Here is a 24,987-nt window from a genome sequence, read left to right on the forward strand (position 1 = left end):
GAGTTATCCACACCCCTACGCGATTTCTGAAAATCGAATCTGACAAGGTAGCGGGAGGCCCATCGAGGGAGATGGCACACCGCTCTTGTTCCACAACTGTTGCGATTGTTCGCATAAAGTGGTCGAGGAAACATCCGCAACCTCTTCTACTCAATGGTGCGGGCGGCGGGACTCGAACCCGCACGGGACGAAGCCCGAGGGATTTTAAGTCCCTTGCGTCTACCATTCCGCCACGCCCGCTCCGGGCGGAGCACAACGCCATGCCGCGAGCGGTGTCAAGATTTGTGCATCATTGCCACAGTTCACGAAAATTCCACTGACGTGTTCGGCGAAAATGGGGTACCGTCTCACTTGCGATGATGTTTCGTTGCAGCGAGCGCGAAAAAGGGGGTGGCATGAGGAATGATTTCGACCGTCCCGACATGACCGCATATTCGTGCGGAGTGCCTGTGCTCGACACATTCGAGGGCCTCTACGCCTCCGGTCTGCTCACATGCCTGAAGCGACAGAATCTGGCGCTGGAACGCCTTCGGCATGCCTTGGAGAACGAATTGGCATCGCCGGCCCGCGGATGCGTCCCGCGAAGGCGCCTGCTCTCCAAAGCCTGAATGCCGAAGGCCCGCATGGCTCGATATTGGCGTTGCGCGTGTCGAATGGTTTCGGCCGCTGCGCCTTGAGGGCCGTGTGGCCGGAGTCCCGACCTCTGCAACCGGCAGGGCGAAGCAACGGATCAGGCTTGCGATCGTCGCGCACAGCGCGAACGCGTTGGAGCCGACCGCACACCTAGGTTTCAGGCGGCCGTCAGACCGCGCCTCTTGGCTTTCCCAACGGGCAAGGGAATTTCCGAGGCAGGTTTGGGCCGGCCGAAGAAGTATCCCTGCAACTCGGTACATCCGAGCGCCTGCAATTTGCGAAACTGGTCTTCCGTCTCCACCCCTTCGGCGGTCGTCGTCAAACCGAGATCCCGGCCGAGCGCAATGACCAGTTCGACGATCGGCAGATGGTCGGAGTTATCGGACATGTCCCGGATGAAGGACTGGTCGATCTTGATCTTGTCGAAGGGAAAGCTGCGCAGATAGCTAAGCGACGAGTAACCCGTGCCGAAATCGTCCAGGGCGACCCTCACGCCCAGTTCGCGCAATTGGTGCAGGATCGTCAAGGTGTGCTCGCTGTCTTCAAGCAGCACCGATTCGGTGATTTCGAGTTCAAGGCGATCGGCGGAAAGGCCCGAAGCGGCCAGGGCATTGACCACCGCCTGCACGAGCGCCTGGCTACGAAACTGCGCTGGAGAGAGATTGACCGCGATCCGGATATCCGCCGGCCATCGGATCGCTTGCTCACAGGCCTGCCGCAGGACCCACTCGCCGAGATCGACGATCAGTCCGATATCCTCGGCGACCGGAATAAACTCGTCCGGCGGTATCATCCCCCGTATCGGATGGCACCAGCGGACCAGTGCCTCGAAACCACAGATTTCCTCGCGCGCGGCATTCATGACCGGCTGATAGAAGACATCCAGCTCGTTGTTGGGAAGAGCCTTGCGAAGATCGGCCTCCAGCCCTTTGCGCGCCTGGAGTTGGTCATCCATCTGAGGCTCGAAGAAGCAGAACGTTCGTTTGCCGCTGGTCTTGGCTTCGTAGAGCGCGAGATCGGCTTGCTTGAGAAGGACATCCGCGTCTTCCGAATTCCCCTTGAATTCGGCGATACCAATGCTCAGACCGATCAGCACTTCCTGGCCGTCGATTTCGTAGGGCGCGCTGACCGCTTCGATCAGTCGGGAAGCGATCGCGTCGAGGTCGCGAGGCTCGTCCGACGGCAGGAGAAGCAGCGTGAACTCGTCGCCCCCGACTCGCGCGACCAAATCCTTCTCGCGAACATTACAACGCAGCCGGTCGGCCACGCATTTCAACAGTTCGTCGCCGCGCTGATGGCCCAGGGTATCGTTGACATCCTTGAACCGATCGAGATCGAGACACATGATGGCGAGGAAACTCTGGTTTTGCCGGGCGCGGGACAGCGCTTGATCCAATTTCTCGCCGAACAGGACCCGGTTGGCAAGGTCGGTCAACGAGTCGAAATGCGCCATGTGGACGATCTGGTGCTCCACCCGGCGCAGGTCGGTAATGTCTTCGTAGGTTGCGATCCAGCCGCCGTCGCCTAGCGCCGCGTGCGTGACGGAAAGGGAACGCCCGTCGAAGCACTCCTGGACAAAAACCGAACTCCGGTGATCGTGTATAAGTTCGTGTTGCTGGAAGTAAATCTGCCTCAGGGCCGCCGAGCTATCCGCCTCACCGGCTCCGCTCACCAGTTTATCGAGCGGCACTCCCGGCTGCAGTGCAGCGTAGGATAGACCGAACATCGCGCCAAACCGCTCGTTCCAGACGACCAGATGTCCTTTCGCGTCGAACATGCAGAGGCCTTGGGACATGTTGCTCAAGGCCGCCCTGAACCGGCGATTTTGGGTCTGCAGCGCCGCCGAGGTCGCTCTCAGGTCGTCGGCGAGGTCGTGGAGGTCGTCGTGCGCCCGGCCAAGTAACCGGTTGTTCCAGACCAGCAGCAGGATCAGCGCGACGCCGCAAACGATCAGGCCGGCAGCCAGTCCGGTGAAAACGTAATGAAGGCGCAACAGTGCCTTCTGATCTTGCGCGACGCGCTCCGCCCCGAGTTGCGTCGCAAAGGATGCGAGCGAGGCAAGCTCCGTTTCGAAGGGATACAGCAACCGATCGAGTTGGCGAGCAATCACCGGTTCGTCGGCCCGCGGCAACAGCGGTTCGACCGAGGCGAGGACCTCTTCCAGACGCTGAACGATCCGGCGAGCATGCGAATTCTTCTCGATGAATTCGGCTGCCTCGCCCTGCTTGAGGATGTTGACCCGATTCAGCAGGATATCGAAGCGAAGCATGACCTCATCGCCGTCGACGCCGCTGCCGGGGACAGCAATGGCGGCGACGCGCTGCTGCAAGCGCGTGAATTCCACCAGCGCTTGGCTAACCGCCCAGGTCGTATTGTAGCTGGCCACCTGCCGAAGCGCCTGTTGGCGTTCGACGATCAAGTTAGAAATGTAAGCCGTCGCCAGGACGAAGCAGCCCACGGTTACCGCCAGCAGCAGTTGGACCAGTCGCATCGCCATTGCGGGTTTCTCGCGAGCGGAAATGTTATTCAACGATCAGCTTGGAGAGCTGCCATGCCGAGCGGCCGTAATAGGTCTGGCTCTGCAGCGCTGCGTCGCTGTCATAGGGGTAGACGATGAACAGCGGCCCCTTGTCCCGAACCGGCATATATTCGCCATCCCGCTTGAGGGCGATGATGGTGCCGTGCCTTGCGAAATCCTCGATGGGGATTTCCGTCATGTAATCGTTCAATGCAATGGCTCGCACCCGATCGCCGGTGGCGCCGACAAGCGTCATCAGCTTGTCCAAGCTGACACCTTCAAACGTGACCGGCTTGTCGTACCAAGGGGTCCTGGTCCGGAAGGACACCATCCCGAGCGATTCCAGCATCGCCCGATCGAATTCGGCGCTGTCGCCGGCATTGGTAACAGCGATTTCACCGGAAATGGTCAAAATCACCTTACCGGTCGGGGTTGCCAGCTCTCCCGCAAAAGCCAAACCGGTGAGGAAAATGTAAAGCCCGGCCAGTACCATGGCGATGGCCTGCTTTGCGCTTGGCCGAGGCATATCATGTCCTTCCATCTGAGGCGGACGTCATGTCCTCCCGTCTGAAGCGGACGAATCTTGTCAGACAAATGCTAACCGGTGGTGAATGCGGCGCATCTCGCGCGGGAGGCAGGCGTGGGCCTGACCCTGTTCGCATTTTATTAAAACGGTAAAGAATACATATTATGCGTCATCGGGCTAATTGGAGAGGTCGGGCGCTCATGAACTTCCACCCAGCGAAATCGATACATCCCCAACTTTGCAACGAGCAGGTCGAGGACATTGATCCTTCCGGGCGGGAGGCGATGAGAGCCTTGGTCGCCGCCAAGATCGGCGAACTCTTCGACATCCTCCAGATCGACCACCAAAGCGACCATAATACCCGCGACACGCCCGAGCGCGTGGCCAAGATGTATGTCGAGGAGATTCTGCGCGGCCGCTACACGGCTCCGCCGGAGATCACCGAATTCGACAATGCCGACGGCTACGACCAACTCATCGTGACCGGGCCGATCGACGTGCGGTCCACATGCGCCCACCATCTGATGCCGATCTACGGTCAAGCCTATATCGGCATCCTGCCGGCCGCCGGCGGCAAGCTCATCGGCCTGTCGAAATACGATCGGATCGTCGATTATTTCTCGGCGCGGCTGCAGATCCAGGAAGAGCTGGTCAATCAGATCGGCCAGTTCATCTGCGAGCGGACCAACCCGAGGGGTCTCGCCGTCCGGGTGAGCGCCGTACACATGTGCAAGACCCACCGCGGGATCAAAGCATCCCACCGCAGCCGTATGGTCAGCTGTTGCTATTTCGGCGAAATGAAGAGCGATCCCTCGCTCAAAAGTGAGTTCCTGCAGGAATGCCTTGCGTTGGAGCGCGGCGCGGGCGACTGAACCGGCTCGCCACCTCGACGCCCCGGTTCGGGAGATATCGATGAACCAGCCAGTCCGGACAGTCTCTTCGATGCGCGATTCGCGGGCGATCTACCGTTCGACCAAGGCTTATGACCACAGCGAAGGGCTCTCGTGCTGCTTTCGCCAATGGCGGGCGACACACTCTCACTGCCGGCTGATACACGGCTACGCCCTCGCCTTCCGCTTCGTCTTCGCCACCTTCGAACTCGATCAGCACAATTGGTGCTTCGACTTCGGCGGTTTGAAACCGGTCAAGGGGTGGCTGAAGGAGATGTTTGACCATACGATGATCGTCGCCGAGGACGACCCGGAACTGCCGCGCTTCCAAGCGCTCGCGGAAGCAGATCTGGTCGACCTGCGCGTGCTGCCGGCGGTAGGCTGCGAGGCGACGGCGAAATACGTCTTCGACCACGTCGCGACATTCCTGCGGGCGGAGACCGGCGACCGGGTTTGGCTCGAAAGTGTCGAGGTGTGCGAGCACGGCGGTAATTCGGCCATCTACGCGATCGGCTAAAGCTTCCACCGAGCGAGGATGTCGCTATCCTTCAGCGCCGGTCCGGAGCGGCGGGCAGCGACAACGCCGCCACCCGCCACTCTGTAACCGGACCTTGCCCGGACACATTCGACCTTGCGGTCAGGCCGCGAGTTTCGCCGCGATCTCGGCGATGTGCTTGCCCTGGAAGCGCGCGCCGTCGAGCTCGATCTGGCTCGGCATGCGCGAGCCATCGCCTCCGGCGATCGTCGTCGCGCCATAGGGCGAGCCGCCGACGATCTCATCCATGTTCATCTGCCCGGCAAAGGCATAAGGCAGGCCGACGATGACAAGGCCCTGGTGAAGCAGCGTCTTGTGCGCTGACAGAAGCGTCGCCTCGTTGCCGCCGTGCTGTGTCGCGGAGGACGCAAAAGCACCGCCGACCTTGCCGACCAAAGCGCCCTTGGCCCAAAGCGGACCGGTGCGATCCCAGAACGCCTGCATCTGCGAGCACATGTTGCCGTAGCGGGTCGGCACGCCGACGATGATCGCGTCGTAGTTCAGGAGTTCCATCGGATCGCATTCGGGATACGGATGGTCGGTCTTGAAATGCGCCGCCTCGACGACCTCCTGTGGCGCGGTCTCGGGCGCGCGTTTGATATCGACGCTGGCGCCGGCGCTTTCCGCGCCCTCCGCGACGGCCTTGGCCATCGTCTCGATATGTCCGTAGCTGGAATAGTAGAGGATCAGGACCTTCGTCATGTCTCGTCTCCTTCGCGTTGATTGAGCAATTGTCGGCTCGTTGGCCTCGGGAGGGCATAACGCAAAGGGCATTGGAAAGATCGGCCGGCCGCCGCGACGCACCGTCACCGAAACGGCGACGCAGGCTTGCGCCAACGTTTTCATGGGATCGGACGGCCAAACCCTTGCCATCGTCGCGGAGCGCCCCTTTTTATTCGCTCCCCGCCGTTCGCCCGGAGTTCCGCCATGACGCCCACACCCGCCACCGCCGCAATGCTGGCGATCGGCGACGAACTCCTGTCGGGGCGGACCAAGGACCGCAATATCGGGTATCTCGCCGAAGTCCTGACCGTCGCCGGAATCGACCTGAAGGAAGTGCGCATCGTCGGCGACGAACCGCACATCATCGCCGACACGCTCAACACGCTGCGCCGCAGCTACGACTACGTCTTCACCTCGGGCGGCATCGGTCCGACCCATGACGACATCACCGCCGACGCCGTCGGCGCTGCGTTCGGGCTGACGGTCGGCGAGCATCCGGAAGCGCTCCGGAGGCTGGCGGAGAACTACGCGGAACGCGGCATGGAGTTCACCGAGGCGCGGCGACGCATGGCGCGGACGCCGGACGGCGCCAGCCTGATCGACAATCCCGTCTCTGTCGCGCCCGGCTTTCGTCTCGACAATGTCTTCGTCATGGCCGGTGTCCCGGCCGTGTTTCAGGCGATGCTCGGACAGGTGATCGACACCCTACCGGCCGGTCAGGCAATCGAATCCGCCGCTTTCGGTTGTCCATACGGCGAAGGCGACATCGGCGATCCGCTGCGTGCACTGGCGAAGGAGCATCCGGGCGTTGCCATCGGCTCCTACCCCAAATTCGACGGCAACACATATTCGACCGAAATCGTCGTCCGCTCACGTGATCGCGCGGCTCTCGACGCGGCGGCGACGGCGGTCCAGGCGATGTTGGGCAAGATGGAAAGTGGAGTGCTCCAGGCCCGCTGATTTCCCCGTTCAAGATCAAGATGGGCGGCGCGGCGTAGGGGCGCCCGCGTAGTCTCGATAGACCCCGCAAGGTCACTGTGCCGCGACCGCCACGCGCCTCAGATGGCGACCCATTTCCGCAGCGACGACGCAGAAACATAACACCATCCAGTCGATTTTATTTTGACGATTATTATGTCAACCGCCCGAGCATATCGCCCGTACCAAGCACGAGCTCAGGTTATACATTTTCAAATATTCGCAGAGGCGAAAAGTGCTTCTTCGTTCCGGCTTACGGCGAAATTCCAACGCATTATTGCCACAAATTAACTTGACCGAGAAAAATTGTCGCACTCAAATGTCCGTCAGCTACGGAGTTTGAGGGCAATCGGGTGTGAAACTCCCGTCGTCCGTGGCGTGGGAGGACGATCATGCAGAACGCGTTGGGTTTGATGGGCGACCAGGCGCTGATGGTCGCTATAGCGCTCGCGTTGGGCATCGCCGGCATTACCGCACTGTTTCTCGCGCTGTTCTGGCCGCGACGCTGGCGGATGAAATACCGGATGGAGATCGGCTTCGTCATACTTCTGGTCGGACTGGTGTTTTTTGCCGATCAGCGAAGCACTGCGACCTACAAGGCCTATGAGGTCGATCTGCGCAACGGCGGAGTTTCCGGTCAGATCGTCGATCCCGCAGCGCGGGCCGCGTTCGATCAGCAGATCACCGTCCTGGCCTTTCAGTGGGGCTTCGCCTTCACGACAGAGGGCGGCGAGATCAGCCGCAATGCGGTGCGCGTCGAACCGGACCAGAAGGTGCTGTTCCGCATCCTCAGCAATGACGTGATCCACGGCTTCAACGTTCCGGTCGCCGGCCTGACCACTGAATTCGACCCGGGCGCCGCTCGCGAAGTGTGGATCCGGACACCCAGCAAACCCGGCAAATACCTCATCCAGTGCGTGAATTATTGCGGCGTCGGCCACGCGCAGATGAAGGCATGGCTGGTCGTCGGCGGCTCAAACGCCGACATGGCTTGAACGGAGGCGACCCGGCATGGCCAACGCACTGGACATCGAGCGTATGGGCGAAAAGCCGCATTGGCAGCCCGAGAACCTGATCGGCGGGATGGGGCTCCGCGACTTTCTGTTCTCCAACGATTACAGAATCATCGCGGTCAAGGGCATCCTGACATCGTTCCTGATGCTGGCGCTGGGCGGGGCCTTCGCTCTGGCGTTCCGCACGGAACTGGCGGCCCCGGATATCCAGTTCATGGGCGCGCGGCCCTACATGACACTGATGACGCTACACGGCATGCTGATGGTCTTCGGCTTCGTCATCCCGATCGTCATCTCGATCTGCTATTTCCTGATGCCCAAGGTTCTCGGCACGGGCCGGCTTCTCTGGGCCGGGATGGCCCAGGCGAGCTATTGGACCCTGATCGCCGCGGCGGTACTCTTGATCATCGGCCGACCCGATTTCACCTGGACGCTCTATCCGCCGATGTCGCTGCGGGTCGGCGGTGAGCTGGTCTGGATGGGTTATGTCGCCGTGGTTCTGGTCGCGGTCTCGGAATTTCTGGCCGGGATGGTGCTGCTGCGCAATGCGCTCGCCTGCCCGGCGCCCTGGACCCGCAAGCCGCTTCTGGCCTGGGCGATGATATCCGAGGCCAGCCTCTTGATGGTCTCGACGCCTCTTCTGGGCCTGACCGGGGTCGTCCTGCTCACCGACTGGCTGGGCGCGACCGCGCTGTTCGACCCAGGTCGGGGCGGCGACGTGATGACCTTCATGTACGTGTTCTGGTTCTATGGACATCCGGCCGTCTACCTGCCGCTGGTGCCGGCGATCGCAATCATCTACACGCTGCTGCCGCGGTTCCTGGGCCGACCGATGTGGAGCTACACCTCTGGCGTTGTCGCCTTCCTGTTGCTGGCCGTGCTGTCCTTCGTGGTGTTCCCGCATCATTTCCAGCCGGCATCCACCGTGCATGGCTTCCTGCAGCGGGCGACCCAGGTGCTGACACTGCTCATATTCATTCCCAGCACGCTGCATGTATTCAACTGGATCGCGACGCTCTGGAGTGACAGGATTCCGTCCTCGGCGATGGCGGCGGCGCCGTTCCGCTTCATGATGGGCGCGATTTTCTTTCTGATCATCGGCGGCGTCACCGGATTCCTGAACGCCCAGATTTCGGTCGACAGCGACTTCATCCACAATACCTATTGGGTGCCGGCGCATTTCCACGCCATGTTCCTCGGCTTTGCCGGCCAGATGGCGATCGCCGGCGTCTATTTCCTGTATCCCTACTTCACCGGCCGTATGTACAATCGGGCGCTCGCTGACGTCCATTTCTGGATCTGGCAAGGCGGAATCTTCGCCAAGGTCATGCTGATGTATGCGCTCGGCTATGCCTACTTCCCCCGCTGGGTCGTCGACTACCTGCCGCTGGCCGAGTGGACGGGCGCTCAGATGATGCTGACCGGCGCGGCCTATCTGATCGGCCTCGGCTTCCTCGTCTTCGTCTTCAACATCGTCTGGAGCGCCACGCGCGGCCCGTTGGCGGTCGGCGATCCCTGGCCCGTCGCCGACGAGGCACCGGTCCACCCGGCCACAGTTCCGGCCGAATAAGGAGACCCGGAAATGATCCTCAGATTGTTCACGCTGCTCGGTGTGGTCGCGGTGTTCGGGGCGCTTTATCTCGTGCTCCCACAGGGTATCGGGCCGGTGGCGTTCCAGGGGGTTCCAGATAAGTCGGCGCTGGCCGGATACGTCGAAGCCGGTCTGTTCCCGGATCCCAAAAACCTGTCGGAGAACGAAGAGGTCGGCCATGGCGTCTTCGAGGAGCCCGCCGAGGACGAGGTGAGAATTGCCGCCGCACGAGAGGCGATGGGCGCCATGCCGGGAATGAGCGGCATGCAGATGGGCGGCGACGAGCCAATGGACATGGCCGGAGACGGTGCCGCTTCGGTGAACGAGGAGCAAACGACACAGGCCGCCGATAACGATATGGCCGCTATGCCGGGCATGAACAACGACGCTGCCGACAGCGCCTCCACCCCCGCCGATGCGCCGACGGAGATGGCAACCGAACAGACGCCGCAGCCAACCGACAACGGCATGGCCGCTATGCCGGGCATGGGAGTAAAAGTCGAAGAAAATCACGACGTAGAAGCGGAAACCGCAGGCGATGACGGGTTGGTCATTCTGGCCGCCGATGCTTCGTTCGATCGCAAAGTCGAGATATCGATGCGGGAATGGGGCTATTCACTGAGCCAGCTGGAAGTGCAGCCCGGTGAGCGCATCCGGTTGAACATCCGCAACGACGGCAATATCCCGCATGAGTTCATGTTCATGCCGATGGCGAACATGCAGGCGATCGCCTACCGGCTCGAGCGGGCGGACTGGAACCTTCTGGAACACGCGGCGCCCTACGAGCGCTCCCTAGTCCTGCCCGGCCAAAGCTTCGAGGTGACCATGCGCATCGCGGAACCTGGAGCCTGGATGTTCATGTGCATGTTTCCCTATCATATGCAGTTCGGCATGATGGGGCAGATGGCGACACCCGGCCTCAGCATGGCGATGTGAGCCGGAGGACGATTAAGTTCGGCAACATGGTCGCATTGTCATCGCGCTCTATTCCGCAGCCACTCTCCCGCGGCAGCAAAGGAGCGAACATGGGTGCGTCTATCCTGCTGGCCCGCGCGAAGGTCCGTGTCTTCGCTCCTCGGCCTTGCCTCGCCAGCCCCTTCCCTTTATCGCATCCGCTTTGCCGCGCCAGCCGGAGAGCCGCGATCATGTCCACGGTCGACAAATCCTTCCCCGTCTCCTGGGACCAGTTCCACCGCGATGCCAGGGCACTGGCCTGGCGGCTCGCCGGAATGCGGTCGGACTGGAAGGCGATCGTCTGCATCACCCGCGGGGGCCTGGTGCCGGCGGCGATCATTGCGCGCGAGATCGGCACGCGGATGATCGATACGGTCTGCATCGCCTCCTATCACGACTACAGCGAGCAGGGTGAGTTGAAGGTCCTCAAGGAGATCTCCCCGGCTCTTCTCGAGGACGACGGCGAGGGTATTCTGATCGTCGACGACCTGACCGATACCGGCAAGACCGCCGGGCTTGTCCGGGCGATGCTGCCGAAGGCGCATTTCGCGACCGTCTACGCCAAGCCGAAAGGCCGTCCGCTGGTCGACACCTTCATCACCGAGGTCAGCCAGGACACCTGGATCTTCTTTCCCTGGGATCTCGGCCTGACCTTCCAGGCGCCGATCGGCAAGGCCACCAAGGGCTGACATCGATCGACCGAGGAATACCTAAGCCGACATCGGCTCCGAAATGGCGAAGTCGGCTGTGAAGACGAGCCCGCGGTCTGACCAGTCACGATCGATCCGTCCCGCAAGCTGCCGGACGATCAGCTTATCGAGAAGCTCGCTGCCGAAACCTGAGGGCTCGGTGTCGTCGGATTCCGGTGCCGCCGATGTGCCGGGTCGACCATCCTCGCGCCAGGTCAGACGCAGTCTTCGTCCCTCGCCTTCCGACGTCGCCTCCTGCCAATCGATATCGATGGTCCCTTCCCTGCCCGGCGCCAGGGCGCCGTATTTCGCCGCGTTCGTCGCCAGCTCGTGCAGGATCATTCCAATGGTCACCGCATCGCCTGGGGCGATCCAGACCTCGGGGCCTGCAGTGCGAATACGGGTTCCGACGTCATAGTGCTCGATTTCCGATGCCACGATCGCGGCGAACGACGCGCCCCTCCAGTCGGCCACCATCACCAGAGACTGCGTTTTGGCCAGTGAGCCGAGGCGTTCGAGAAGCACCGGGCGGATCGCTTCGGCCGGCTGCCTGGAGCGCAGCGACAACGACACGATCGCCTGAACCGTTGCCAGCGAATTCTTCACCCGATGGGCCATCTCGCGGGCCAAGAGCTGCGCCTGCTCCTCCGCCTCGCGGCGGAACCGCACCTCCTCGCGCAGCACCAGTTCCGTGCCGAGCATCGCCACCAGATCCTCGATCGCCCGCCGATCCTCTGACGTCCAGTGGCGCGGCGCATGATCGATCGCGCAAAGCGAGCCGATGACAGCTCCGTCAGGGGTGCGAATCGGCACTCCGAGATAAGCTTCCACGCCAAGGTCTTCGATGGCGAGGTTTCCGCACACCAGCGGATGCGACCGCGCATCGTCGACGACCAGGGGTTCGCCGCTGGCGACAACATACTGGCAGAAGGAATGGCTGAGCGGGGTCTCGCGCCGCTCGGCCCAGATGTCGGGGAGGCCCACCTGACTTTTGAAGAATTGCCGGTCGGTGTCGAGGATCGAGACCAGCGATACCGGCACGCCGATGATACGCGCGGCCAGCCGTGTGATTCGATCGAAGGCGACCTCCGGCTCGGTGTCCAAGAGGTCGGCCGCGGTCAACCTGATACGCGAGTCGCTGTGTGGTTCCACAATGGCTTCCAATCGACGCCCCTCGTCAGTCGTTGCGCCCACCAGATTCGTCATGACCACAATATTCCTCGACGCAATGAACGCTATCGTCTTCAAATCGGACGGTACGCCGCCCGAAAACCAACGCGGTCTTCACAAGACCGCCCGTAGATGCGGCATTTTGACCACAGTCGCAAGACACAGATCCGATTCGGCCCTTCTGCTACAGGCGAAAGCGGAAGGCGAGACTTATCCCCGCTATCCTCGTGACGGCGGCTACCGACCGGCGATAATCGCGTGGCGATCCCGAAGCCCGTTGACCATCCGGCCGGACTCACTCTAGCCTTGTATCGTCGATGCTGGCCCGCCTTATGAGGGCATAACGCAGGCCGTGTCCTTCCGCCCACAGGGCGAAAAAAAGCGGAAATCCGATCACGACAAATCGGTGTGACCCAGAATTAAGGGTCGCTTAACCACCTCAAATACACTATATCTAGTGTCGCTGAACGGCCCTCGCACAAGATGGGCGATTCACGACAATTGGGGGATACGCACCGGGCGGAGGGGGAACTTCGCTGGCGGGCGATTCTTTGCGGCAAGAAAATTTTAGACGAGGATGGGACCGTCATGGGCATGAAGATCGATCGCCGATACACCGAGGCCGGCAAGAACGCGTATGACGCGATCACGTTTCGCAAGGCGACCAGCGAGATCCGCAACCCGGACGGTTCGGTGGTCTTCCGCCTCGCCGACATCGACGTGCCGGCGCAGTTCAGCCAGGTGGCGTCCGACATTCTGGCGCAGAAGTATTTCCGCAAAGCTGGCGTGCCGGCCCGGCTGAAGAAGGTCGAGGAAAACGACGTCCCTTCGTTCCTGTGGCGTTCGGTCGCGGACGAGGCCGCGCTCGCCAAGCTGCCCGAGGACGAGCGCACCGGCTCGGAAATGGACGCCCGGCAGGTCTTCGACCGGCTCGCCGGTACCTGGACCTACTGGGGCTGGAAGGGCGGCTATTTCGCCTCGGAAAAGGACGCGGCCGCCTTCCGCGACGAGCTCGCCTACATGCTCGCGACCCAGAAGGTCGCGCCCAATTCGCCGCAATGGTTCAATACCGGCCTCCACTGGGCCTACGGCATCGACGGTCCCGGCCAAGGCCATTACTACGTCGACTACCGCTCCGGCGAACTGACCCGCTCGACATCCTCCTACGAGCACCCGCAGCCGCACGCCTGCTTCATCCAGTCCGTCGCCGACGATCTCGTCAATGACGGCGGCATCATGGATCTGTGGGTGCGCGAGGCGCGGCTGTTCAAATACGGCTCGGGCACCGGCTCCAACTTCTCCTATCTGCGCGGCGAAGGCGAAACGCTCGCCGGCGGCGGCAAGTCGTCCGGTCTGATGAGCTTCCTCAAGATCGGCGACCGGGCGGCAGGCGCGATCAAGTCCGGCGGCACCACCCGGCGGGCCGCCAAGATGGTCGTCGTCGACATCGACCATCCCGACATCGAGAAGTACATTTCCTGGAAGGTGCGCGAGGAGGAGAAGGTCGCCGCCCTCGTCACCGGCTCCAAGACGGTCTCCAAGCATCTCAAGGCGATCCTGTCGGCCTGCGTCAATTGCGAGGGGCCGGACGGCGACTGCTTCGACCCGATGAAGAACCCGGCGCTGAAGCGCGCCGTCAAGGACGCCAAGCGCGCCCAGGTGCCGGAGAACTACGCCAAGCGCATCATCCAGTTCGCGCGCCAGGGCTATACCGACCTCGAATTCCCGGTCTTCGACACCGACTGGGATTCGGAGGCCTATCTCACCGTCTCCGGTCAGAACTCCAACAATTCCGTCTCGCTCAAGGACGACTTTTTACGCGCGGTCGAGGAGGATGGGAACTGGGATCTCATCCGCCGCACCGACGGCAAGGTATCGAAGACCCTCAAGGCCCGCGAACTTTGGGAGCAGATCGGCTATGCCGCCTGGGCCTCTGCGGATCCGGGCCTGCACTTCAACACCACGATGAACGACTGGCACACCTGCCCGGCAGCCGGCCCGATCCGCGCGTCGAACCCGTGCTCGGAATACATGTTCCTCGACGACACGGCCTGCAATCTCGCCTCGCTCAACCTCATCCAGTTCCGTGAGGAAGGGCTGGACGGGCCGGACGGCATCAAGCGCTTCGACACCGCCGCCTTCGAGCACGCCACACGACTGTGGACGATCGTCCTGGAAATTTCGGTCATGATGGCGCAGTTCCCGTCGAAGGAGATCGCCCAGCTCTCCTACGACTACCGCACGCTCGGCCTCGGCTTCGCCAATATCGGCGGCCTGCTGATGACCGCCGGCATTCCGTATGATTCCGACGAGGGTCGGTCGATCTGCGGCGCCATTTCGGCGCTGATGACTGGCGTCGCCTACCGGACCTCGGCCGAAATGGCCGGTCATCTCGGCGCCTTCCCCGACTACGAGCGCAACGCCGACGCCATGCTGCGCGTCATGCGCAACCATGCCCGCGCCGCTCACGGCCTTGCCGACGGTTACGAAACGCTGTCGGTCGACCCGGTGCCGCTCGACCACGCCTCGCTGACCGACAAGCGCCTCTCCGGCCGCGCCAAGGCGGCTTGGGCCGAGGCGGTCGAACTCGGCTCGGAGAACGGTTATCGCAACGCCCAGGTCTCGGTGATCGCGCCCACCGGCACGATCGGCCTTGTGATGGACTGCGACACCACCGGCATCGAGCCCGATTTCGCGCTGGTGAAGTTCAAGAAGCTCGCCGGCGGCGGCTATTTCAAGATTATCAACCGCGCCGTGCCGGAGGCCCTCACCTCGCTCGGCTACGCGCCGCATGAGATTGCCGAGATCGAGGCATACGCCGTCGGCCACGGCAATCTCGACCAGGCTCCGGCGATCAATCCGGGCTCGCTCGCCGCCAAGGGCTTCGGCGAGGCTGAGATCGCGGCGCTCAACGCGGCGCTTGGTCAGGCCTTCGACATCAAGTTCGTGTTCAACAAGTTCACGCTCGGCGAAAAATTCTGCAAGGAGACGCTCGGCCTCACCGACGCCCAGCTCAACGACTTCTCCTTCGAACTCCTGCCCTTCCTCGGCTTTTCGCGGAAGGACATCGACGCGGCCAACGTGCATGTCTGCGGGGCGATGACGCTGGAGGGCGCGCCGTTCCTGAAGGACGAGCACCTGCCGGTATTCGACTGCGCCAATCCCTGCGGGCGGATCGGCAAGCGCTATCTGTCGGTCGCGTCGCACATCCACATGATGGCGGCGGCTCAGCCGTTCATCTCCGGCGCGATCTCCAAGACCATCAACATGCCGAACGACGCGACGGTCGAGGATTGCAACGCCGCCTACATGCTGTCGTGGAAGCTGGCGCTGAAGGCCAACGCGCTCTATCGCGACGGCTCCAAGCTCTCGCAGCCGCTCAACGCCTCGCTGATCGCCGATGACGACGAGGACGAGGATATCGAGGAGGCGACGGCGGCGTTGATCGCCTCCGCCGCGCCGGCCCGCGCGGCCGAGGTCGCCGAACGCATCGTCGAACGCATCGTCGAACGGGTGGTGCGCGACCGCGAAAAACTGCCCAACCGGCGCAAGGGCTACACCCAGAAGGCCATCGTCGGCGGCCACAAGGTCTATCTTCGCACCGGCGAGTTCGACGACGGGCGCATCGGCGAGATCTTCATCGACATGCACAAGGAGGGCGCCGCCTTCCGCGCGATGATGAACAACTTCGCCATCGCCATCTCGCTCGGCCTGCAGTTCGGCGTGCCGCTGGAAGAGTATGTCGAGGCGTTCACCTTCACGAGATTCGAGCCGGCCGGCATGGTCCAGGGCAACGAGGCGATCAAGAACGCCACGTCGATCCTCGACTATATTTTCCGGGAACTCGCCGTCTCCTATCTCGGCCGGCACGATCTCGCCCATGTCCAGCCGGAGGAGTTCGGCGCCTCCGGCCTCGGCCGCGGCGTCGAGGGCGATAAGCCGCAGCCGGTCTCACCGGTCTCGCACGGCATGGTGCGCGGCCAGACCGCGAAGTTCCGGCTGGTCTCGAACGATCCGGCCGGCGCGCTGGCGGGATCGCCGGCCGGCGGCACCCTCACCGGCCCCGGCGATCGCGGCGGCAGCGAACCCGCGAAAGGCGCGGCGGTGGTGAAGGCCTCGGCCCGCGCCGCCGCCAACACCAGCGGCCCCGGCGGCAGCGTCGCGGCCACCGCGGTCTCCACTCGTGGCGGCAGTGCCGTCGTGGCGGCGGTGTCGGGGGCGCCCGCAACCGCCGCGGCCGTCGCCTTCAAGCGCGACTACGAGGAGGCCCCGGTCGCCACTCCCGCCCCGACCGCCGACGTCACGCCGGCGCAGGGGCTGTTCGACCAGCCGCTGGCTTTCCCGGCCAGCGACCGGGACGCGGCCAACGTCTCGGCCGATGCCGGGGCGAAGGCGACCAGCGCCGAGCGTCGCGCCATGGCGANTGTTCGACCAGCCGCTGGCTTTCCCGGCCAGCGACCGGGACGCGGCCAACGTCTCGGCCGATGCCGGGGCGAAGGCGACCAGCGCCGAGCGTCGCGCCATGGCGATGATGAAGGGCTACACCGGCGACAGTTGCTCGGAGTGCGGCAACTACTCGATGGTCCGCAACGGCACCTGCCTGAAATGCGACACGTGTGGCTCGACGAGCGGGTGTAGCTGAGGCTGACGGGTAGAAAGGGCGTCAGCCATGGACGGCGCAGAGCGTAAATACCGATATCAGGTAATAGATGGCGGCGGCCTTGAGCCGCCATCTGAGGGCAGCAAGTGGCAGACATTGCCGCAAATTGTTCCGGGGAGATCTCCCTTTGATAAGGCGACGCTCGTCGGTTATCGGCTTGGTCAAATTTCGATCAAAAAAGCTCTTGAATCGGGACGGCGCCAACCGCTTTTCGATGCCATGTGCATGATTGTTGGACAGCCCCCGGGCGTTCCCAACATTTCAAGATGGACCAGAGATGATATCTATCGCCCCTTGACCCCGTTCGCAAAGGCGCACGCATGCTTTCGAGGTCTCAAGAGACCAATTGGTGAAGACGATCGGGGATTTGACACATTTGCCTTTATAACGAAGCCGGAATGGACATTCGAAGCTGTGACAAATATGGTGTGTGTTGCGGAACCGTACCGCATTCCCCCGGACTTAGTTTTCGTGACGTATGTAAGGCTTGATCAGCCTGCACGAGCCGAGCTTTATGAGAAGACTCGACAGTTCCGGGAATTCCCGGTTAAAGGTATGATTACCCATTGGGGATTAGTTGAGTGTGATCCAACTGATCCCTTGCTCCCAATCGGACATGGGGATCGATATCGTCGGAAAATGTGGTAAACGTCCATGGACCAGGATCACGATTGGCAAAGACCATTTGTGGCATCGGCTATGTATTTTGAAGATTCCGATAGCCTCGAGTACGTGAGTGAAGATGGGCCCTGCATATTTCGTCGGGTAGACGAAATGCTGACGCTTATGATTTCGGTTGGCGACCGTCGTCCCATTGGAATTCAGCTCAAGGGATTTAAAAATTTCTACCTAAGAAACCTCCGCTCCAAATATTCATTGGATAAGAAAAATTTCTTAGCACTTACTTGCGCACTTGAGGAGGCTATGAATTCGATAGGTGCGGAAACTTTCAAAGAAAATCAGCTTGAGTCCTACGCGCTTGCCCTCAATATTGCCGAACGCGATAGCGTTGAGGTCCGCGATTTTCCGCAATTAGCCTGCGGAAGATAATTTAGAAAACCCCAATTTTTTCAGTAATATGCGCGACGCAGTGGTGATCGAGAAGGCGGGAGAGAATTATTCCGCCTATGTGCCGGACCTTCCCGGCTGTGTCGCCACCGGTGCGACGGTCGCCGAGGTCGAAATCCGCGACGCCATCCGCTTTCATATCGAAGGTCTCGCCGAGGACGGCCGCCCCGTTCCGCAAGCCGTCAGCCTGGCGGTGTATGCGGAAGCTTGAACGAAAGGGATCGCCGCCACCTTTGTACCAGTTACGCTGGCGTGGGATTTCGCCACCGAGGGCTGGTTCGCGCGCGAGGGCATGGGCGGCGGGGCAAGCCGTTACAATCCAACGCGCCCTCTCGCCCCTTGTGACAGAGAAGACGCCGAGCCTTGTCCCGCCGTGCGCCAGCTTCGGGCTTGACCCGACGACCCCATTTCAAACCCGTCACAGGCGAAACGGAATGCAGTCGATGGCTGCACTCACCGTTTCAAGGGGCCGCCAAATCGAACTCCGGTGAGGCCCGCTTCCGCTCGCCCCAGATCAGGACGAGATTGCGCGTATAGACGAACAGGCCCGCCGCCTGTCCCAAGATGAATACCGGGTCACGCCGCTGGATCGCATAGACCAGCAGCAACGACCCGCCTGCCAGGGAAAATATCCAGAAGGCGACGGGGATCACGCTTCGCCGGGCTCGCTCGGAGGCAAGCCACTGGACCACGAAGCGGCCGGTGAACATCAATTGGGCGACGAAGCCGAGCGCGACCCAGACGTCGAACTGGTCGACGAAGACATGGCGGAGATAGGTGATAAGGTCGTTCATAGCGGTTGATCCGGGATGATTTCGCTGACATCTGGCCGCACCAGCGCCCGCTTACGCAGCCACCAGACCCCGGAGAGATCGAGAACTCCGCGAAGACCGCGATCGAAAATGCCGTAATTGGAGCGACCGAAGCGGCGCTGGCGATCCTTGACGTCGATATGCACGACAGTCAGTCCCTCCCGGAGCACCAGCGCCGGAAGATAGCGGTGCCAGCCATCGAAATAGGGCAACCGGCGGAACAGTTCGGTGGGCATTGCCTTCAACCCGCAACCGGTGTCGCGGGTCGCGTCCTTCAGGATGGCCGTGCGAAGGCGGTTGGCAAAACGCGAGGAAAGCTGCTTGAGCCTGCTGTCGGTCCGGCCAGTGCGCTGGCCGGCGGCAAGGCCGACCGTTGGCCCGGCCGACTCCAGCGCCGCAACGAGCACTGGAATGAAGGCGGGATCGTTCTGGCCGTCGCCATCGATGGTGACGACGAGATCACCGCTCGCGGCAAGAACGCCACTGCGAATGGCCCGGCTCTGCCCCGCAGGGCGATCGTGGCGGATGTGACGAAGCGGGATGCCCTCAGCCAAAAGACCCGCCAAGGTTTCCGCCGTCGCGTCGGTCGAGCCGTCGTCGACGACTAGGATCTCATGGCCGCGGGCGGCGAGAGCTGCCTCGATCTCGCGCAGCAAGACGGCAAGATTTGCCGCCTCGTTGCGTGCCGGAACGACGATGCTCACAAGAGCGAAGACCCTGCCGGTTCCGACCTCCCGAGCCACGGTCGACGCAGGTTGGTTGGTCGCCGTGGATGTCGAGGCATCGAGGTTTGAAACGTCTTGGGCGGCTTGCCCGCAAAGCGGAAAGTCCGGGGTGCGTTGAAATCCATCCATGCTAGGCGTCAACCTCCCGCGCCAGCCGCAGTCGGGCGATCTGAACGGCCGCCACCGTCGCCACAACACCGACCAGAGCGAAGCCGATCAACTGGATCAGCGGATAGGAGAGCGCCTCCGGCGGCGGATCGAAGATGCCGGACAGGAGCTTCACCAGCATGTCGGCGGCCAGCACGCCGATCAGCGAGCCGATGACCGCGCCCGGCACCAGGATCAGCAACGCTTCGCTCCACAGGAAGCCACCGATTTCGGCGCTGGAAGCCCCAAGAGCGGCGAGAATTTCGGCGGTGCGTTTGCGCTCGGCAATGCCGAGGAACAGCATCAGGCCGGTCGCGGCGGCCAGCAGGACGACCGCGAAGGCGATTTCGACCGTGGTGAGCCGTCCGAGATCGACGGCTGTCAGGCTCGAGGCAATGATGTGGAAGGCGGATTCCAGATCGGTGACCGTATAGCCCGACGTCGAGCCAAGGTCCTGGCGGATCGCCGCAGCCAAGGCTTTCGGGTCGCCGAGCGAACGAACAAGCAAGACCTCATGCGCCGACGAGCCTGTCTGCGTTGCGAGGTAGCTCGCATTGGCGACGAGGAAGGAATCCTTCGGCGCGGTCGGAAATTCCAGCGCCACGCCGACGAACTTGAACGAGATCGCCTCGTATTGGTGCGTTTTGGCATTTTGAAGCCGCAACTTGATCGGGTCGCCGATTGCCAGCTGGAAATCGTTGACGGTCTCCTGGGAGACCAGCACGCCGTCTGGATTCGTTTCCAGCGCTTTCAGCGTCGCCGCTGCATTTTTGTTGGCGAAATAGGCGTCCTCGACTGCCGTCGCCTTGCCGATCCGTGTCGGATCGATGCCGTAGATATCCTGGAGGTCGTTGCCGACATAGGCAAAGCGATGCTGTATCGGGACGGCGGCCACCACGCCCGGCATCGCTTGAATCGTCTGGACAACAGGACCAACCGGCGTCGCGGTGGAGCCGGTGACGGTTACGTCAGCGCCGTTGGTCAGCATCGCGTCGACGCGCGTCTGGCCGTTGTAGGTCAGGTTGAAGATGGACGCGGCGACAGCGAAGGAGAAGGCTAGAGACACCAGCGCGATGCCGCCGGCGATCCGCCGATGCTGCCGTGACAGGCCGGCAGCGACGCTCGGCGCCGTGGCCTTGGCCAGGCCGATACGGGTTGCCGTCGCTTCCAGGGTCTTGGCGGAACGACCGATCCACCAGGAGGCCAGCCGGATCGTCAGCAGCACGCTGCCGACCCAGAACAACAGCGGCGACAGGAAGGCGGTGTAGTCGACGGCGGTCGCGGTCACACCCTCGGGCGCCAGCACGACCTGATAGTTGGAACTGGCCGACTGCAGGAAGATCACCGCGGCCCCGGCCAGGAAGATGAGATCGAGCCAAAGCCGCTGCCACAGCGGGTCGCTGTTACGGCTCATGGATGTCCGTCCGCGCAGCACCGTCTCCCCGCGCAACCGCCGAAGCGCCGGCAGGACGCCGCAGAGAAGCGCGACGGCGAATCCGCCGATGCCTGACAGGGCGATCCACATAAGTGCCGACGACGACAGCGAGGCCGTCCCGAATTGCAGGGCGGACAGGATCAACGCCGCCAGTGAGCCAACGATAGCGGCCCCAGCCGCTCCGATGGCTTCTTCGGAGGCGATCAGGCGCAGTATCGTCGAGCGATCGAAGCCGCGTATCCGCAGCAGCGCTTCATTCCGGCTCTTGCGATCGCGGTCGGCCAGGAGCAGCGAAACGGTCAGCAAGATGGCGAGCACAGCCGCCGGCAGACCGAGAAACAGGAAGATAACCCGGGCGTAGATCGCGTCGCCGCGAACCGCATCGAGGCGGGCGCCGAGATTGTCACCGACGAGAGCCTGTCCGGCGACGGACGCCTCGAAGTTTCGAACCTGACGCGCCTCCTCGATGAAGGCCGTGTCGGGATAGCTCGCCAGCGCGGCGCGGGTAAACGCGGCGTGAAACTGGACCGTCCGGGACGTATCAGCGGCGAAGAGCGTCGACCATTGCGTCGCCGGCAGAATGACGACGTTGTCCGGGGGCGCCGTCGGCCCGGCGCCGGCCGGCGCTCTGATCGACTGGAACAAGGCATCGGCATTGGGAAGTTCGACGATGCCGGCGACGGTGATCGTGCTTGGTGCGCCGTCACGCCGAAGGATCTGGATGCTGTCGCCGATGCCGGCATGAAGATTCGCTGCGGTCTGCTGCGCCAGCACCGGGCCATCCAGGCTGCCGAGGAGAAGCCGCATCTGTTCCGGGAAAGCAGACCGGTAACCGGCATCGATGCCGAGAACCTTCGCGGCCCCCGTGGTCTGGACAGTCCCGCCGGTGGTTGCCTGGAGCGCCCGCATGTCCGCATAATCGACCTGACTGACTGCGCGGATGGAATGCAGCGCCTCGAGCGCGGTCTTGATCGCACCGGAGTCCGCGCCGGGCTTGGGCTGCACCTGCCAGTCGACGACGACTTGCGCGACGGCGCGCTGCGTCATCGTCGACGCGCTGATCACCGAGAACACGCCGATGAGCGCGATCAGCGCAACGGCGATCGCGACACCGGAATAGGCCAGCACGATCTGGACGGCGCGACGCTTGAAAATGCCTTTGATCCAAAGACCGAACATGATGGAAATCCTTTCAGGCGGCCTCGGCCAGCCGACCGTGGTCCATGCGCAATTGTGTCGCCATGGTCGCCGCTAACCGCTCATCATGGGTGGTGAGCAGGAGCGCGGTCTCGTTCTCACCGAGGGCATCGAGGACCGCCTTCATCACTGCTCGTCCGGTCGGCTGGTCGAGCTGCCCGGTCGGCTCGTCGGCGAGGATGATCTCGGGATTGGTGACAAGGGCCCTGGCGAAGGCGACACGCTGCATCTGACCGCCGGAGAGCTCGTCCGGCAACTTGTCGGCCAGGTCCGCAAGCGACAGCAACGCCAGGGCTTCGTCAGCGCTCATATGCGCCCGACCTTGAGGTGAACGGGCCGCCAATTGCAGCGGCAATGCCACGTTTTCCCGCACGGTCAGCGACGGGATCAGGCTCGGTTCCTGGAACACGACTCCGATCCGGCCAGGACGGAGCTCCGTGGCGGTCTCTGTACCGAACCACGACAAGAGGCCCGACGACGGCCGCACGATGCCGGCCAGCATTTTCAGCAGTGTGGACTTGCCACTTCCCGACGGCCCCGTGACGGCGATGCGGTCGCCCTGCCGTACGGCGATGTCCGCATTTTCCACCGCATGAACCGAGAGAGCGCCTAGATCATAATTCCGGCCCAGACCCCGCGCTTCGATCAGCGCCTCGCGATCGTTGCGAAGCACGGGATGAGCCGTGCGTTCAAACAGACGCTCGGCATCGTCGAGGGTTTCAACGAAGGGTCCTTCGACGAGATGCCCGTCCCGAAGATGCAGGGTCCGCGTGGCGATCGCCGCGACGGCGCGGCTGTGGGTCGCGATCAAAGCTCCCTTCCCCTTCCGGCTTCTGTCGACCAGAATGGCGAGGATCATCCGCTCGGTTGCCTCGTCGACTTCCGCGGTCGGCTCGTCCGCGACGATCAGGGGCGCGTCGAGTGCCAGGGCGACAGCCAAGCCCGCCCGGGCGATTTCACCGCCCGACAGCGTGGCTGGATAGGCGTGGGCGCGATCACTCAAGCCGACGGAGTGAAGCATCTGCTCGATATCGACGGGATCGCCGCCGCTTCGGTGGCACAACGCGAAAGCGATATTTTCGGCGACGGTCAGATGCGGGAACAGATTGTCGCGCTGAGCGAGAATCCCGAGCGTGGAGGCACGGATCACCGCTTTTTCCGCTTCCGGCCGTCGGGTCATCCGCCGCCCCCCGATATCGACCGTCCCGCCGTCGGGTTCATCGAGGCCGCATAGACACGAAAGAAGCGTCGACTTGCCACTCCCCGAGGGGCCGGTCAGGGCGACGATCTCGCCGGCGCTCACATCGAGGCTGACGCCCTTCAGCGCGCGAATCTCCGTATCGCCGATGTGATAGAAGCGGAACAGGTCCTCCGCATCGAGAAGCGTCACGACGACCACCGGAACGACTCGGCCATCATTTTCCACTGGTCGACATTGTCGGCGCCGGCGGGCGCGGACAATGTCAGGACCGCTTCCTTGCCGTCTTTGAAAAAGTAGATGCGGCGGTTCTCAAGGCGGATCTTACGGTCGGTGACCGGGTTCACCGCGGAATTCGACAGGTAATCGACCGCGACCGCCTCCCCCGCCGGCAACGGTATCGTGCGAATGTCCCTGACATCGACAGCGTGGCCGCTGGCGACGAGGTCGGCGGCCTCCTTCTGCTTGACACTCGCGGAGGTCGGCATTTCGGGTGCCTTCGTCACGTCGATGGCGATGCGACCGTATTTGTCCGCGAAGCTGACGCCATCCGCCGCGTCGCTGCGTGACCAGCCTTCTGGAACCTGCATCGAGAACCCGCTCGCAGACTTGTAGGTGATAAAGACCTGATCATCGGGAATGTCGCCGGGTGGATTGACCTCGGGGGCCACGGCCGTCTCGCGTTGGGTAGCGGGACTGGATTGGGCAAAGACCTTTGCCGGAGCGACGAGTGCGGTTGCGGCCATCATCGTCCACAGCGCGGTTCTGACGAACGCGGAATTGTGGGTCATCGGATGTTCTCCTGTTGTTTTTGAAGGTGAAGGCGCGTCGCCAGCACCTCGATGCCGAGCGCGGCGTAAAGCGCCTCAGCGAGACGTCGGGTGAAGCAGGCGAAGTCGTTGCAAGGCTTGAACTGAAAAGCCGCCGCCGCTGCCCCTCCGACGAGGATTCCGGCAAGGATATCGCTGGGAAAATGCACGCCGAGCGCGACCCGAGCGGCGCCGACCGCGAGCGTGGCGACGGTGACCAAAACCCCCAACGAGCGGCGAGCGGCGAACAGGAGAGCGATCGCCACCGCACTCATCACCGCCGCGTGGTCGCTCGGAAGCGAACTGTCGGCGACATGCGCGAGGAGATTGGGGGCGAGCCCGATCGCGAAAGGCCGGGGAAAGTAGAACAGGAACGAGATGGCTCCGGCGATTGCCAGTGCGACACCCGCCGCCAGCGTCGCCGTAATCGCCGTCTGTCTGCCCGCTGGCCCGCCGCGCAGCCACAATACGATGAGAACGACGGGCAGGATGCCAATTCCCCAGTCGGCCGTCGCGACCGACAGATCGGAAAGCCAGGACATGGCTGTCAGCGCGGATTGCGCCGCCGCCACTATCGCGTCGTTGAGGGCAGTGATCGTCACGGTCTCATTCTCCTTCGCTGAAGAGAATGCCGACCTCAGATGATCTGCCCTTGGCCAGAACTATACCGTTTTGTAATCCGGCGAAGAAAAGGCGATATGGCAGTGCCATCCGCC

The 24,987-nt window shown here is 62.7% G+C and carries 20 protein-coding genes, 1 tRNA gene and 1 pseudogene; 11 read left to right on the forward strand and 11 right to left on the reverse strand.

Annotated features, from left to right (window positions below; all coding sequences use genetic code 11):
* Positions 1-154 precede the first annotated feature (154 nt).
* The 3 genes from VSX60_RS16065 to VSX60_RS16075 form a co-directional block, all read right to left on the reverse strand.
* Positions 155-240, reverse strand: a tRNA-Leu gene (locus tag VSX60_RS16065).
* Positions 241-790: 550 nt separating this feature from the next.
* Complete coding sequence (locus tag VSX60_RS16070) at positions 791-3,130, reverse strand: putative bifunctional diguanylate cyclase/phosphodiesterase (protein WP_327625271.1); 2,340 nt, start codon at positions 3,128-3,130, stop codon at positions 791-793.
* A 25-nt stretch (positions 3,131-3,155) separates the two neighbouring features.
* Positions 3,156-3,677 (reverse strand): oxidoreductase, encoded by a 522-nt coding sequence (locus VSX60_RS16075; RefSeq protein WP_442873114.1) that lies wholly within the window; start codon positions 3,675-3,677, stop codon positions 3,156-3,158.
* A gap of 284 nt (positions 3,678-3,961) precedes the next feature.
* Here VSX60_RS16075 and folE point away from each other — a divergent pair, with 284 nt between their 5' ends.
* Together folE and VSX60_RS16085 are read left to right on the forward strand one after the other, a co-directional pair.
* Complete coding sequence (gene folE, locus VSX60_RS16080) at positions 3,962-4,549, forward strand: GTP cyclohydrolase I (protein ID WP_327625272.1); 588 nt, start codon at positions 3,962-3,964, stop codon at positions 4,547-4,549.
* 40 nt (positions 4,550-4,589) lie between these two features.
* Entirely contained in the window at positions 4,590-5,084 is a 495-nt protein-coding gene (locus VSX60_RS16085) for a 6-pyruvoyl trahydropterin synthase family protein (protein WP_327625273.1), read from the forward strand.
* A gap of 120 nt (positions 5,085-5,204) precedes the next feature.
* Here VSX60_RS16085 and wrbA read toward each other — a convergent pair whose 3' ends face one another.
* Positions 5,205-5,804 carry an NAD(P)H:quinone oxidoreductase gene (gene wrbA / locus VSX60_RS16090; RefSeq protein WP_327625274.1) on the reverse strand — a complete coding sequence of 200 codons (600 nt, stop codon included), beginning with the start codon at positions 5,802-5,804 and terminating at the stop codon, positions 5,205-5,207.
* A gap of 225 nt (positions 5,805-6,029) precedes the next feature.
* On the opposite strand from wrbA, the gene VSX60_RS16095 reads away from it, so the two are divergent.
* The 5 genes from VSX60_RS16095 to gpt all read left to right on the forward strand — a co-directional run bounded on the left by VSX60_RS16095 (position 6,030) and on the right by gpt (position 11,050).
* Positions 6,030-6,785, forward strand: a complete 756-nt coding sequence (locus VSX60_RS16095) for a competence/damage-inducible protein A (protein WP_327625275.1) — start codon at positions 6,030-6,032, stop codon at positions 6,783-6,785.
* A 410-nt stretch (positions 6,786-7,195) separates the two neighbouring features.
* Complete coding sequence (locus VSX60_RS16100; RefSeq protein ID WP_327625276.1) at positions 7,196-7,798, forward strand: hypothetical protein; 603 nt, start codon at positions 7,196-7,198, stop codon at positions 7,796-7,798.
* Between the two features lie 16 nt (positions 7,799-7,814).
* Positions 7,815-9,386 carry a cytochrome c oxidase subunit I gene (locus VSX60_RS16105; protein ID WP_327625277.1) on the forward strand — a complete coding sequence of 524 codons (1,572 nt, stop codon included), beginning with the start codon at positions 7,815-7,817 and terminating at the stop codon, positions 9,384-9,386.
* Between the two features lie 12 nt (positions 9,387-9,398).
* Positions 9,399-10,343 carry a multicopper oxidase domain-containing protein gene (locus VSX60_RS16110; RefSeq protein WP_327625278.1) on the forward strand — a complete coding sequence of 315 codons (945 nt, stop codon included), beginning with the start codon at positions 9,399-9,401 and terminating at the stop codon, positions 10,341-10,343.
* Between the two features lie 209 nt (positions 10,344-10,552).
* Complete coding sequence (gene gpt, locus VSX60_RS16115) at positions 10,553-11,050, forward strand: xanthine phosphoribosyltransferase (protein ID WP_327625279.1); 498 nt, start codon at positions 10,553-10,555, stop codon at positions 11,048-11,050.
* 21 nt (positions 11,051-11,071) lie between these two features.
* Here the strand turns inward: gpt and VSX60_RS16120 are convergent, their stop codons facing one another.
* A complete protein-coding gene (locus VSX60_RS16120) occupies positions 11,072-12,256 on the reverse strand; it encodes a sensor histidine kinase (RefSeq protein WP_327625280.1) in 1,185 nt (394 codons plus the stop codon).
* Between the two features lie 552 nt (positions 12,257-12,808).
* On the opposite strand from VSX60_RS16120, the pseudogene VSX60_RS16125 reads away from it, so the two are divergent.
* From VSX60_RS16125 to VSX60_RS16140, 4 genes and pseudogenes are all read left to right on the forward strand, one after another.
* Positions 12,809-16,862: pseudogene (locus VSX60_RS16125) on the forward strand (vitamin B12-dependent ribonucleotide reductase).
* A 27-nt stretch (positions 16,863-16,889) separates the two neighbouring features.
* Positions 16,890-17,528, forward strand: coding sequence for a hypothetical protein (locus VSX60_RS16130; protein WP_327625281.1), 639 nt, complete (start codon positions 16,890-16,892; stop codon positions 17,526-17,528).
* A gap of 6 nt (positions 17,529-17,534) precedes the next feature.
* Positions 17,535-17,930, forward strand: coding sequence for a hypothetical protein (locus VSX60_RS16135; RefSeq protein ID WP_327625282.1), 396 nt, complete (start codon positions 17,535-17,537; stop codon positions 17,928-17,930).
* 28 nt (positions 17,931-17,958) lie between these two features.
* A complete protein-coding gene (locus VSX60_RS16140; RefSeq protein WP_327625283.1) occupies positions 17,959-18,159 on the forward strand; it encodes a type II toxin-antitoxin system HicB family antitoxin in 201 nt (66 codons plus the stop codon).
* A gap of 250 nt (positions 18,160-18,409) precedes the next feature.
* Here VSX60_RS16140 and VSX60_RS16145 read toward each other — a convergent pair whose 3' ends face one another.
* From VSX60_RS16145 to VSX60_RS16170, 6 genes are read right to left on the reverse strand one after another with little or no spacing between them, the layout of a single operon-like run.
* Positions 18,410-18,742 (reverse strand): lipid-A-disaccharide synthase N-terminal domain-containing protein, encoded by a 333-nt coding sequence (locus VSX60_RS16145; protein ID WP_327625284.1) that lies wholly within the window; start codon positions 18,740-18,742, stop codon positions 18,410-18,412.
* The gene (locus VSX60_RS16150; protein WP_327625285.1) at positions 18,739-19,614 is read right to left on the reverse strand and encodes a glycosyltransferase family 2 protein; all 876 of its coding nucleotides are present in this window, start codon (positions 19,612-19,614) and stop codon (positions 18,739-18,741) included. Before VSX60_RS16150 ends, VSX60_RS16145 begins: the two co-directional genes overlap by 4 nt.
* A 1-nt stretch (position 19,615) precedes the next feature.
* Positions 19,616-22,246: an ABC transporter permease gene (locus VSX60_RS16155; RefSeq protein ID WP_327625287.1), complete on the reverse strand. Its 2,631-nt coding sequence runs from the start codon at positions 22,244-22,246 to the stop codon at positions 19,616-19,618.
* Between the two features lie 13 nt (positions 22,247-22,259).
* Positions 22,260-23,654, reverse strand: coding sequence for an ABC transporter ATP-binding protein (locus VSX60_RS16160; RefSeq protein WP_327625288.1), 1,395 nt, complete (start codon positions 23,652-23,654; stop codon positions 22,260-22,262).
* A complete protein-coding gene (locus VSX60_RS16165; protein WP_327625289.1) occupies positions 23,651-24,253 on the reverse strand; it encodes a hypothetical protein in 603 nt (200 codons plus the stop codon). Before VSX60_RS16165 ends, VSX60_RS16160 begins: the two co-directional genes overlap by 4 nt.
* Positions 24,250-24,873, reverse strand: coding sequence for an undecaprenyl-diphosphatase (locus tag VSX60_RS16170; protein WP_327625290.1), 624 nt, complete (start codon positions 24,871-24,873; stop codon positions 24,250-24,252). Before VSX60_RS16170 ends, VSX60_RS16165 begins: the two co-directional genes overlap by 4 nt.
* Positions 24,874-24,987 lie beyond the last annotated feature (114 nt).

It is taken from the genome of Aurantimonas sp. A3-2-R12 (genome assembly GCF_036016755.1).
GTDB lineage: Bacteria > Pseudomonadota > Alphaproteobacteria > Rhizobiales > Rhizobiaceae > Aurantimonas > Aurantimonas coralicida_A.